Raw genomic sequence first — 12,405 nt, 5'->3', positions numbered from 1 at the left:
TTTAAGCGATGAAAAAAGTAGAAATAGTTGCAGCGATAATCATTGTGATCGCAACCATCCTTATTTTGAATACCTGTAGTAATCGTTCAACGTGGTCTGAAGCTCTCGAAGAAGAGGCCCGCGAAGCTGTCGAGCCTGTTACTGATGGTTAGCGCTCTTGGCGAAACTCGAAAATAACGCCTCGATATGCCATGAGCAGACGCTCATCATCCAAGCGAATTAATTCCGCACCCGGCGTAAACCAATCTTCCCCATCGCACTCGATATAAAGCAATTGCACGGGCGTATCGCTGCGGGTCCCAAAAAGGTCGGGATTCACACCAATACGATTTGCCACTAAGCCCCACTGTTGCCAATCCGTGGTCATACCCGGATCTCGACAGTCGTACTTACTAAAGCGAATACGGCGCTCTTCAAAATAAGCACTATAACCCAACCATTCCAATGCTCGCCCCGAATCAAGATCGGCCGCCGCAGTAGTATGGATTTGTTTAATCTTCCATTCGCCGCGAAGCTCTGGACCATAAGTAGGGCCACAGGCTGCAAGCGAGAGCGTTAGCATCAATCCGATCACGGCGCCGGTCGCACGCTGATAGGACATAACGCGGTGCGTTCTAAATGATAATTTCATCTTACTGTCTCCGGAGTTTAGACTCCGTTATTGTCATTCAACTGTTACTCAGCCGCCTCTTCTCGAGCCTGGCGTACCATTTCGCGAACATCGGCTAACAGCTGTTGAGCGTCGTACAACACACCATCGCGCATCGTCCATAGAACCCCTTGAGTGCGTTCCGGTTCATTTTGGTCGTTTAACCTATAGTGCCCTGTTCCATACAGAACCTTCAAGTTTCTTAGCGGATTCTCTTTCACAATAAATAGATCGGCCCGTTTTCCAGGCACGATGCTGCCTATTTCATCTTCAAGACCCAAAGCTTCAGCACCACTTAACGTGGCGGCGCGCACCACTTCTAGCGCGTTAAATCCGGCTTCGCGCAGAAGCTCGAGCTCTTGAATATAGCCAAATCCGTAAATCTTATAGATATACCCTGAATCCGATCCCGCCGTGACTCGACCACCATGGTTTTTGTAGTCATTTAAGAATTCAAACCACAGGCGATAGTTCTCCCGCCACGCAATCTCATGATCCGTGGTCCAATCAAACCAATAAGAACCGTGCGCATAGCGACTTGGCTTAAAGAACTCCCACAACGTTGGCAAGGTGTAGTCATCATGCCATTCTGCGTTGCGTTGCGCGGCGGCATCGCGGCTCGCTTCATAAATATTTAAGGTCGGGTTGATGGTGAAATCGAGAGCAATGAGTTCATCACGCACCTCATTCCAACGATCCGAGCCTTTGCGCGCCGCTTGTTTCCACAATTGGCCTGCTTCGCCAAAACGGTCTTGCTCGTTCTGATAATTGTAATCCGGCGAATAATTCTGAATCACTTGGTTGGTAAACAACGCCTCCGGCAGACCATACCAATGTTCCATACTGCCCAAACCCATGCGTGCGGAATCTAATACATTGGTGCGCACCACGTTGAGCTGGGCATGATGCATCATGGTACCCATACCCAACTGATTCGCCTCGTCAATGGCGGCAGAAATTACCCGTGGTGTGGCTCCGAAAAACTTAATGCCCTGCGCGCCCCGTTCTTGAACCGAGCGAATCCAGGCTCGCGCTTGTTCCCCTGTGATAATGGGCTCCTCAGAGCCGCGGCCAAAGCCCGCGTAAGGAATAATGCGCGGTGCGATGGTTTCATGGGCGGCCGCCTTTCGTGCTTCCTCCACCGTCCATTCAACGCCGCGAAAACTTCCCGGCTCCCGCACCGTGGTAATACCGTGGGCTAACCACAGTTTATATACATATTCAGCAGGAATATTTTGCGCTGAGCCGCCAATGTGTCCATGCATGTCCACAAAGCCCGGCAGCACATAGTGACCGCTAATATCAATTTCACGGGTATTGGCATCGGCCTGGGGACGCCGGCGCTCATGAATCGGCACCCCGGGATACCCGACCACATCTACCCGCGTAATGGTGTCGCCTTCAATCACAATATCAACGGGCCCCACCGGCGGCGCCCCTTCACCGTTCACTAAAATGCCACCACGCAAAATAATGCGCTCAAAAGGGCCTTCACTGGCCGCGTGAGCGAGCGGTGACAGCAACAATACTATGGCAACCATTGCGCTTAAGGTGACATGCCAATGCTTGGCGATTGTGTGAACAAGTCCTGCTGTGGCGTGTGCTTTCATGAATGCTTCCAATTAATATGTATTCAGGCTTCTAATCTCGGATTGAGTTTCGCATACTGTGACATAATGCCTGCGTCAGTGTGGCAAGCTCTCGTATTGAAGTAAAGTATCGCTATCAGGAGGCTCTGCAAGTGACCACGAATCAGCCAATCCAGACGGAGCTTAATGCCGCCGATGATTTAGCGCGGACGATGCTGCGCAAACATTTTCGAAGCACTCGACGGGATTTAACAGCAGAGCAGCGTGTGCACGCCGAACAGGCCATTATTCAGGCCGTGTTAACGCTCATTGATGAGCGTGGTGCCAAAACTATTGGTGCCTATTTTCCAAATGACGGTGAACCCGACCTAACACCACTGCTCCATCATATTGATAACGACCAACGCTTCGCCGTGCCCGTGCTTCATCAATTCGACCGCAACCACTTAGTTTTTTTGCAGACCGATCACAATACGCCACTGCGCGCCAATAAGTATGGTATTCCAGAGCCACCTTATGAGGCAAAACGCATTATTCCGCTGCAAGACATCGATTTACTTTTTGTTCCGCTCGTTGCATTTGATGCGGTGGGCAACCGCTTAGGCATGGGCGGTGGCTTCTACGACCGTACTTTGGCGCCGTGGCTACGGGGTGAACTTCCGCATCTTTTGCCCGTTGGCATTGCCTTCGATGAGCAACAAGCAGACACACTGCCACATGCCCCCTGGGATGTTCCGCTCCCACGAATTATTACACCGTCTAAAAGCTGGCAGTTCTCCTCCAGAGACGTATAATGAGTGTCCATCCTGACAGCAACATATTCCTTCCCCTTAACGTCAGAATGGAGCACCTATGAGCACGCAAGATCACGCCAAACGTCTCGCTGCAGAAGCAGCCATCGCCTACGTCAAACCAGGAACCGTGGTTGGGGTTGGCACTGGCTCCACTGTGAACTTCTTTATCGATGCACTTGCGGCGCTGAAACAAGATATCGACGGTGCCGTATCTAGCTCTGAAGCCTCGACGGCGCGGTTAAAATCTCATGGTATTCCTGTGTACGACTTAAACGGCGTAAGCGATATTGCCGTGTACGTCGATGGCGCCGATGAAATTAATCGTCATTTACAGATGATTAAAGGCGGCGGCGGTGCCCTTACTCGCGAGAAAATTGTCGCAGCCGTGGCCACATCCTTTATTTGTATTGCAGATACCAGCAAAGAAGTAGACGTACTCGGTGCCTTCCCCCTCCCCGTTGAAGTGATTCCCATGGCGCGCTCTTATGTGGCCCGCGAAATCGTGAAGTTAGGTGGCGATCCGGTTTATCGCGATGGTGTCACCACCGATAACGGCAACATTATTCTTGATGTTTATAATCTGAATATCGAAGAGCCCATAGCGCTTGAAGCCAAACTCAATCAAATTACAGGGGTAGTCACCAACGGTTTATTTGCTGCCCGTGGCGCAGACGTTGCGCTGTTAAGTGACGGAAAAGACGTTTTTACAAAAACCCGTAAATAGTTAGGAGCCTGCTCAATGCCCCCGATGTACTCGCTTGCCAAGGAAAAAATAAAGGTTTTGCTGCTCGAAGGGGTGCATCCCAGTGCGGTAGATTGTTTTGAGCAGCATGGCTACACCGAAATTGATCAAGTCAGCACGGCGCTTAATGAAGATGAGCTTGCAGCAAGAATCGGAGACTATCATTTTCTTGGTATTCGCTCACGCACACAGGTATCGCGCAACGTTCTGCAACATGCGGAGCGCTTAAACGCCATTGGCTGCTTTTGTATTGGCACCAATCAAGTGGATGTCGCGGCGGCCCGTGAATTTGGTATTCCGGTATTTAACGCGCCATTCTCCAACACTCGTAGTGTTGCTGAGTTAGTGCTTGCCGAAATTATTATGTTGCTGCGTAAGGTGCCGGAAAAAAGCAGCGCCTGCCATGCCGGAGGCTGGCTGAAATCAGCTCAAGGCTCTCACGAAGCTCGCGGTAAAACGCTCGGTATTGTCGGTTATGGTCACATTGGAACACAGCTCGGTGTGCTCGCTGAACAATTAGGTATGCGGGTGGTGTTCTACGATATTGAAACCAAGTTATCTCTGGGCAATGCGTTTCCGATGCCCACCCTCGATGCCTTATTAAGCGCGAGCGATATCGTCACCTTACACGTCCCTGAAACTGAACAAACTCATAACTTGCTGGGAAGCCGTGAGCTTGCGCTAATGAAGCCAGGCGCCAGTTTAATTAATGCCTCTCGCGGACAGGTTGTTGATCTGGAAGCGTTGGCAGAGCGCTTGCGAGCAGGCCATCTTAATGGTGCTGCCATTGATGTGTTCCCGGTCGAACCGAAAAGTAACGATGATGTTTTTCACTCGCCGTTACGCGGCCTAAGCAATGTTATTCTGACACCCCATATCGGGGGAAGCACGCAAGAAGCGCAGGAAAACATTGGCACAGAGGTCGCTCATAAGTTGATTAAATACTCCGATAACGGCTCCACCTTATCGGCGGTGAACTTCCCCGAGGTGAACTTACCCACCCACGGACAGAGCAGTCGTTTACTCCACATTCATCGCAACCAACCCGGCGTACTTACCCGCATCAACCAAATTTTTGCAGAGTTGGGCGTGAACATTTCAGGTCAGTACTTACAAACCGACAACGAACTTGGTTATGTTGTGATGGATGTTGATAGTGAGCTAGCGGAACAAGCGCTTGAGCAGTTAAAGCAAGTACCCGGAACCATTCGCTGCCGCGTACTGCACTAACGTAGCCAACGCATTGCGTTGGTTACCGCACTCCGCACCATCGCATCGCTTTGGCTGCCGCACCAGAAAAATTTGCTGATTGTTTTATAAACAGATATACCTAAGGTTCAACCTTCACGGGATATATGGATATGAAATCTTTCATCATCGGGGCCTTTGCCGTCCTTTTCGCACTCGTTCCAAGTGTACCCGCTGCCAAGGCAAGCGACGCAGAAATGAAGCTATTTGAGAGCCTCGGTGAAGTACTGTATTACATGGAAATCAACGAGCGCATTCGTCAACAATGCAATTACTCCTTGCTTACCATGCACGATATTCTCCGGATCGATGAAATCATTCGCAACAAAACCAGTTACAGTTATTTCGAAGCGCTGGACATGGTGAGTGAGGAAGGTGTCGACGAAGCGTTTTTCAATGAGGAAGCCCTTGAATTGGTCGATGTGCTTGGCTGCACCCCTGCCTTGTTCGATCTTTGGGATAAATTGTATGAAGAAAGCTTCAGACCGGCGCTTCGCTATATCTGGAGTTTTAATGGATAATTGTTTGGCTGCGAAAATCGGCACCTGACCAACGCAGTGCGTTGGCTACGTGCCGTGGTGCCGTATTCCTTCGTGACCAACGCAGTGCGTTGGTCACGTTGCCCGAATCAACGCTTACGTTGCACGGTTTCTGTCATGGTTTCTGTTGATGTGTGGCGCACATCTTTACCGTATACATTGTAGATAATGTATTCGGAAATGTTCTGACAGCGATCACCGATGCGTTCTAACGATCGCGCCGACCACACCACATCCATCACCTTTGGAATGCTGCGCGGATCTTCCATCATGTAGGTCATTAACTGACGCATCATCGCTTCGTATTGACGATCGATATTGCCGTCTAGTTTATGCACTTCAAGGGCCGCTTCACCATCCATGCGGGCGAATGCATCTAGCGCCTGACGCAACATGTGAATCACCAGCTGCCCTAAATTTTCTAAGCTCACGAGCAAGTGCTTCTGATCACTACTGAAGCTCTCTTTGGCTACTCGTGCTAAGCGCTTTACTTCATCACCAATGCGCTCAAGATCGGCGATTGTTTTCAGGGTCGCAACAATCAATCGTAAATCACTGGCGGTTGGCTGACGCTTGGCAATAATGCGCGTACAGGCACCGTCGATATCCATTTCTAACGAGTTAATGTTCTTGTCGTTGGACAAAACCGCATCGGCTAACTCACTATCGTTATTCTCAATTGCCAACAAGGCATCGCTCAGTTGCTTCTCAACCATGCCGCCCATCGACAGTACCGCATTACGCACGCTTTCGAGTTCACTGTCGAACCGTTCGGAAATGTGTTTGCCTTTATTTTCCATCATTCACCCCCATTCACCCTTAACCGTAACGTCCGGTAATATAGTCTTCAGTTTGTTTTTTCGCCGGCGTGGTAAACAAGGTATTGGTGTCGGCGTACTCAATAAGTTCTCCCATGTACAAGAACGCGGTTTGATCGGAAACCCGAGCCGCCTGTTGCATGTTGTGGGTTACGATCACAATGGTGTACTGCTCTTTGAGATCGTTAATTAACTCTTCAATTTTTAACGTTGAAATCGGATCCAATGCCGATGCCGGCTCATCCAATAACAGCACTTCTGGCTCAATGGCAATGGCCCGGGCAATCACCAAACGCTGTTGCTGACCACCTGACAAGCCAAACGCATTGTCATGCAAACGGTCTTTTACTTCATCCCACAGTGCTGCCCCGCGAAGCGATTGCTCTACCACTTCATCAAGGGTTCGGCGGTCATTTACGCCTTGCAGGCGCAAGCCGTAGGCCACGTTCTCATAAATCGATTTAGGGAATGGGTTGGGCTTCTGAAACACCATTCCCACCTGACGACGTAACTCGGCAACGTCCACACCTGGCGCGTAAATATTTTGCTTATCAAGCAAAATCTCACCGCTAATCGTGCAGCTATCCACCAGATCATTCATGCGATTAAAGCAGCGCAACAAGGTTGATTTACCGCACCCAGAAGGTCCGATAAATGCCGTGACTCGCTTCTCGGGAATCACAAGGTTGATGCCTTTTAACGCTTCATCTTTGCCGTACGACAAGCGCAGATTATTCACTTCCAACTTGCAAGGAAGCTCCGCAATATTCACTTCACTTGGCGCCGCTAAATGCGTTTTAAGGGTCGGCTTTTCAGTTTGTTTTTCCATAGTATTCACTTTGCTCTCAAATTGAATTCGTTGCAGCGACGAGGTGACTCGGATTAATCCGAATCACTGCGATACTTTTCACGCAAGCGGTTACGGATACTGATTGCGGTTAAATTCAGCAGCACAATCAGCAATACCAGAACCAAGGCGGTTGCATAAACTAATGGTCGTGAGGCTTCTACGTTCGGGCTTTGGAAGCCGACGTCGAAAATATGGAAGCCAAGATGCATGATTTTCCGCTCCAAGTGAACGAAGGGGAACTCACCATCAATCGGCAAATTCGGTGCCAATTTAACCACACCCACCAGCATCAATGGTGCAACCTCACCGGCTGCACGGGCAATCGCCAAAATTAATCCGGTCATCATGCCTGGAGTCGCTAACGGCACTACAACCCGCCATAGGGTTTCTGACTTGGTCGCACCCAGGGCTAACGAACCCTGACGTACCGTGCTCGGTATGCGCGCTAAGCCTTCCTCGGTAGACACAATCACCACCGGTAGCGTTAACAGCGCCAGCGTAAGCGATGCCCAGAACAAACCCGGGGTACCAAATGTCGGTGACGGTAACGCCGCTTCGTAGAATATCCGATCGATATTTCCACCTAGGTAGTAAACGAAGAAGCCGAGACCGAACACACCAAACACAATGGAAGGCACACCCGCAAGGTTATACACACTGATCCTGATCATGCGTGTCACCGGGCCTTGCTTGGCATACTCTCGTAAGTAAATCGCCGCCAAAATACCGAAGGGTGTCACCATGATCGACATGATAAACACCATGGTAATGGTGCCGAAAATCGCCGGGAAGATCCCGCCCTCGGTATTCGCTTCACGGGGTTCAGTACTGAGAAACTCACCGATTTTGGCAAAGTATTGAATAAACTTTGCTGTCAGCGACATATCATTAGGCTGAGTAATGGCAATGATGGTGCTTAGGTTTAACGTAACCTCACGGCCATCGGTCATGCGCATCACTAATGCATCACGGCGACGCTCCCGCTGCAGCTCGTCCATTTTCTGACGCAGCACACTATATTCCGCATCTAAGGCTTCGCGTTGGCGATCTAACTCAGCGCGACGAGTTGCCAGTTCGGACTCATCTAACCCCTGAAGCTCCATACTGCGCAGTTCAAGGCGGATTCGCTCCATGGCCGTGTTAATGCGCCCGACTTCGCGACGCTCAATTTGGCGTTGCTCATCGGCACGTGTAATTGCCCGATCGAGCGCTACGCTTAACTGCGCGGAAAAGCCGACATCGTCAGCGGTGGAAACCACCAAACCATCGGTAAGCAAGGCCACCGGAAATCCATAGAAATTCCCCCACTCCCGGCGCTCGACAGCAAACACGCCTTTCGGATAGGTGACTTCGCCCATGGTGTTGCCAAAGTGCCACACGAAATCGGTACCAAATTGGTCACGGTTACCTTGCTTAAACAAATAACGGGTGACTAGATCCTGTCCTTCGGAAACTGGATTACCGCCTTCCCGTGCCATGGTCGCTGTGATGGTTTCACTGCGGACTATTTCACCCATCACCGAGCTCACTTCACCGGTGCGAAAATTGGTAATCTCTACTTCAGCCACGTTGCCCGGCCAAAAATGACTCAGGCCTCGTACGGCGATCAAGCTCAGTAGGCCGACCACCATGACAATACTAATCGTTACCGCGCCGCCAGTTAACCAGATCCAAGGCGTACCGCTTCTAAACCACTGTTTCATCGTTTATACCCCTTGTAATTACAGGCTGCTGTAACGTTTACGTAACCGCTGACGAACCACTTCAGCGATGGTATTCAAAATAAATGTGAAGGTGAGGAGCACCAGCGCCGCCAAGAACAGAATTCTAAAGTGGCTACTGCCTACTGCTGTTTCTGGTAATTCCACAGCGATGTTGGCAGACAAGGTACGCATGCCTTCAAAGATATTGAAGTTCACAATCGGGCTGTTCCCGGTAGCCATCAGTACGATCATGGTTTCACCGACAGCGCGTCCGAAACCAATCATAATCGCAGAGAAAATGCCTGGGCTTGCGGTTGGAAGCACCACGCCCAATACGGTTTGCCAAGGGGTAGCGCCCAATGCCAACGAACCTTGGGTTAAATGCCGAGGCACGTTAAATACAGCGTCTTCCGCGATTGAATAAATCGTTGGGATAACCGCAAACCCCATCGCCACACCAACAACCATGGCGTTGCGCTGATCGTACGTGATACCGTTTTCGGTAAACCACTGGCGCATACTGCCATCGAAGAACCACACTTCAATATGAGGGCTCAGGGTGACCATGGCCCATCCGAACAGAAGGACCACGGGCACCAAAATGGCCGCTTCCCATCCTCCTGGAATGCGATTACGCAGCTGCAGAGGTAAGAAACGCCATAAGAACGCCATCAGTAACATCACAATCGGCATACCGATAAGCAAGGAGAACACCGCAGGTAGATTGTTCTCCATAAAGGGTGCCAACCATAACCCTGCCAAGAAGCCCAAGATAACTGTCGGTAACGCTTCCATAATTTCAATGGTCGGTTTTACCATGCCGCGCAGTTTCGGCGTCATAAAGTAAGCGGTGTAGATCGCCCCCATAATCGCCAAAGGCATGGCAAACAACATGGCGAAGAAAGCGGCCTTTAACGTTCCTATCGACAACGGCACCAAACTGAATTTCGATTCAAATTCATCGCTGGCGGAAGATGACTGCCAGATATATTCGGGATTGCTGCGGCCTTCGTACCACACCCGATTCCACAGCGCAGAAAACGAAATCTGTGGATGACGGTTCCAAAGCTCATGAACATGAAGGTTGTTTGCTTGATCCAAGACCATCAAACGACGGTTAACCGGAGACAGCGCTAAACCTTGCACTCCGCCCTCGAGAAGCTGTTGCTGCAACAGCGTGCGCGCCGAGGTTCCGTAATGAACACCCACAGTGCCGCTGGCATCTCCTACAATAAAGCCCTTGCGCGTATGTTCTGGCGCAATGTGCGTAATTGCTGCTGGGTGTGACTTAAAGTCACGAATTCGCACCAGTACCCGCGTATTTTCATCATCCCGTACTAGGAACCATTGGCTCAACGTACCTTTGTCGGTGCCCACAATGATTGAGACTGACCCGACTAAGAAATCCATTGCGGTAATATACTCGCCGTCGGCTGCCCGTATGCTGTGCATTAACTCCGCTTGGCGAGGATTTCGAATATCAATGTAGTGCAAGTAACCGGCGGCATCTGCTACAAACACGCTGCGCATTTCTTTATCAACAAGAATGCCGCGAGGAGCAACTGGCAGTGCCGGGAGCACGCCACGCGTCACCTGTGTTTCCACCTCACCGGTAAATAAGTTTTCCCGAGTTGTCAGGCGCGCGGTGACATAACGGCCATCGTCTGTGTAACCTACGAGCATCGCCGAACGAGCACCGCGGGTACTTTCCTGAACACTTAAGTGAGTAATAGCGTGTCCTTCGGGATCAAGCTGAATGGGTTCAGAGCCATAAGGCCGCGCTAACAATGGCGTAATTAAACGCTCATCATCGGGGAAGGTTACTTGATATTCGGGACGTGCAAGATTCACAGAACCGTCATCGTAGGCAAAACCGACTAAACCACCAATATCTTCGCCCTTCGCAAAGGTGCTAATGGTCGCGCCTGGGTTTCCCATCACCTGATCTTGAAATCGCACTGTGCCTGAGTCGAGTTCAAAGAACGTAACTTGACCGCTGGCATCAAAATTCAAGCCCAGTTCCTGATAACGCTCAATGGTTAAATGCAGGGACGATTCACCGGGTAGTTGGAATGTCTGCTCTTGAGTGACCGATGCGCCTTTAAAAATGGGCATCACTTCATAAAAGAGATATATGAAAATCGTCGCCAACGACAACACTACCCCAAATCCGGCAGCGGTAATTCCCCAGCGAGATAAACCATTTTTAAACATCCGAATGCGACGACGCTTTGCACGTAACTCCGCATTAGGTAATCGGGACTCACGCCGGTGGCGCATCGAGCTAGCAATTGAATCTGTCATGATACGAAAGTCTCATAGTGGCAGATAGTTGAATATCTTGAAGGCGAATGTAGCCAACTTTTATGACAGCAATATGACAACGACATAAAAATGTCATAAATAAAAAAAGAGGCACATCCTGTGCCTCTTTTGGGGTTATTTCACACACCGTTTACTGAACGTTTAGTTCACGGCGGATGCGAGAAGCTAGCGACTCTGGCAACGGCACGTAACCGTCACGGTCAACAACTTCCTGGCCTACTTTCGAGTACAACATTTTTACGAATTCGCGGGTCATCGGGTCGAGGTCACGATTCGGATGCTTGTTCACATACACGTATAAGTAGCGCGCTAATGGGTAGTCGCCTGTGGCAGCATTTTCTGCAGTTGGTTCGAAGCACTCACCGCCTTCCGTTGCTGACAATGCGATAGCACGAACTCCCGAGGTACGGTAGCCGATACCTGAGTAACCGATACCGTTCAAAGATTCAGTCACACCCTGAACCACTGACGAAGAACCTGGCTGCTCATTAATGCTTGATTTGAAATCACCGCCAAATAAGGCGTTATCTTTAAAGTAACCGTAGGTGCCTGATACCGCGTTACGGCTGTACAGCGCGAAATCACGGTTTGCCCAAGAACCGGTTAAACCTACTTGGCCCCAGCGCGTGATATCGTTCGGGTAGCCACCACGGCGAGTAGCAGAGAAAATGGCATCGACTTGTTGTAATGACAAACACTCGATAGGGTTATCGTTATTGACATAAACTGCCAACATATCGATAGCAACTGGCATAGCGTAAGGCGCGTAACCGTGACGTGCTTCGAAGGCTTCAATCTCAGACTGACGCATCGCCCGGCTCATTGGTGCGAAGTTTGCTGTTCCTTCAGTAATCGCTGGTGGCGCTGTAGATGAGCCCGCACCTTGAATCTGCACATTCACATTCGGATAGAATTTGTTGAACTCTTCAGCCCATAAAGTCATCAGGTTGTTCAACGTGTCTGAACCAATTGAGTTCATGTTTCCAGACACACCAGACGCACGCTCATAATCAGGTAAACGCGGATCAACATTAGCTGATGCAGCGAAACCCACAGCGAACACTGCGGCGGTTACGGTTGCTAAGATAGTTTTCTTCATGTCTGTCTCCAATTCCTGCTGTTACAGGTATTTCAAGTTAAGCCGACGC

At 50.2% G+C, this 12,405-nt stretch carries 11 protein-coding genes and 1 pseudogene; 5 read left to right on the top strand and 7 right to left on the bottom strand.

What is annotated here, in order from left to right:
* Nucleotides 1–8: 8 nt before the first annotated feature.
* The gene (locus HXZ99_RS09905) at nucleotides 9–152 is read left to right on the top strand and encodes a hypothetical protein (RefSeq protein WP_194757135.1); all 144 of its coding nucleotides are present in this window, start codon (nucleotides 9–11) and stop codon (nucleotides 150–152) included.
* On the opposite strand, the gene HXZ99_RS09900 is transcribed toward HXZ99_RS09905, so the two are convergent.
* On the bottom strand, nucleotides 149–631 hold the full coding sequence (locus tag HXZ99_RS09900) for a hypothetical protein (RefSeq protein WP_194757134.1): 483 nt from the start codon (nucleotides 629–631) through the stop codon (nucleotides 149–151). The two genes, HXZ99_RS09905 and HXZ99_RS09900, sit on opposite strands and share 4 nt — an antisense overlap.
* A 44-nt stretch (nucleotides 632–675) precedes the next feature.
* A complete protein-coding gene (locus HXZ99_RS09895; protein WP_194757168.1) occupies nucleotides 676–2,190 on the bottom strand; it encodes an amidohydrolase family protein in 1,515 nt (504 codons plus the stop codon).
* Nucleotides 2,191–2,339: 149 nt separating this feature from the next.
* Here HXZ99_RS09895 and HXZ99_RS09890 point away from each other — a divergent pair, with 149 nt between their 5' ends.
* From HXZ99_RS09890 to HXZ99_RS09875, 4 genes are all read left to right on the top strand, one after another.
* Nucleotides 2,340–3,032 (top strand): 5-formyltetrahydrofolate cyclo-ligase, encoded by a 693-nt coding sequence (locus HXZ99_RS09890; protein WP_194757133.1) that lies wholly within the window; start codon nucleotides 2,340–2,342, stop codon nucleotides 3,030–3,032.
* Between the two features lie 58 nt (nucleotides 3,033–3,090).
* Nucleotides 3,091–3,756 (top strand): ribose-5-phosphate isomerase RpiA, encoded by a 666-nt coding sequence (gene rpiA, locus HXZ99_RS09885; RefSeq protein ID WP_194757132.1) that lies wholly within the window; start codon nucleotides 3,091–3,093, stop codon nucleotides 3,754–3,756.
* A 15-nt stretch (nucleotides 3,757–3,771) separates the two neighbouring features.
* Nucleotides 3,772–5,004 (top strand): phosphoglycerate dehydrogenase, encoded by a 1,233-nt coding sequence (gene serA / locus HXZ99_RS09880; protein WP_194757131.1) that lies wholly within the window; start codon nucleotides 3,772–3,774, stop codon nucleotides 5,002–5,004.
* Nucleotides 5,005–5,135: 131 nt separating this feature from the next.
* Entirely contained in the window at nucleotides 5,136–5,543 is a 408-nt protein-coding gene (locus HXZ99_RS09875; RefSeq protein ID WP_194757130.1) for a hypothetical protein, read from the top strand.
* Between the two features lie 107 nt (nucleotides 5,544–5,650).
* On the opposite strand, the gene phoU is transcribed toward HXZ99_RS09875, so the two are convergent.
* The 5 genes and pseudogenes from phoU to HXZ99_RS09850 form a co-directional block, all read right to left on the bottom strand.
* Nucleotides 5,651–6,364: a phosphate signaling complex protein PhoU gene (gene phoU / locus HXZ99_RS09870; protein ID WP_407928517.1), complete on the bottom strand. Its 714-nt coding sequence runs from the start codon at nucleotides 6,362–6,364 to the stop codon at nucleotides 5,651–5,653.
* A 16-nt stretch (nucleotides 6,365–6,380) separates the two neighbouring features.
* Nucleotides 6,381–7,124: pseudogene (gene pstB, locus HXZ99_RS09865) on the bottom strand (phosphate ABC transporter ATP-binding protein PstB); the annotation flags it as partial.
* A gap of 137 nt (nucleotides 7,125–7,261) precedes the next feature.
* Nucleotides 7,262–8,932, bottom strand: a complete 1,671-nt coding sequence (pstA, locus tag HXZ99_RS09860) for a phosphate ABC transporter permease PstA (RefSeq protein ID WP_194757128.1) — start codon at nucleotides 8,930–8,932, stop codon at nucleotides 7,262–7,264.
* 18 nt (nucleotides 8,933–8,950) lie between these two features.
* Nucleotides 8,951–11,236 (bottom strand): ABC transporter permease subunit, encoded by a 2,286-nt coding sequence (locus HXZ99_RS09855; RefSeq protein ID WP_194757127.1) that lies wholly within the window; start codon nucleotides 11,234–11,236, stop codon nucleotides 8,951–8,953.
* A 151-nt stretch (nucleotides 11,237–11,387) separates the two neighbouring features.
* The gene (locus HXZ99_RS09850; RefSeq protein WP_194757126.1) at nucleotides 11,388–12,356 is read right to left on the bottom strand and encodes a PstS family phosphate ABC transporter substrate-binding protein; all 969 of its coding nucleotides are present in this window, start codon (nucleotides 12,354–12,356) and stop codon (nucleotides 11,388–11,390) included.
* Nucleotides 12,357–12,405 lie beyond the last annotated feature (49 nt).

It is taken from the genome of Aliidiomarina indica (assembly GCF_015354615.1).
Classification (GTDB): domain Bacteria; phylum Pseudomonadota; class Gammaproteobacteria; order Enterobacterales; family Alteromonadaceae; genus Aliidiomarina; species Aliidiomarina indica.
Note: the sequence above shows the minus strand (reverse complement) of the source record. Positions and strands in the feature narration are given on the sequence as shown.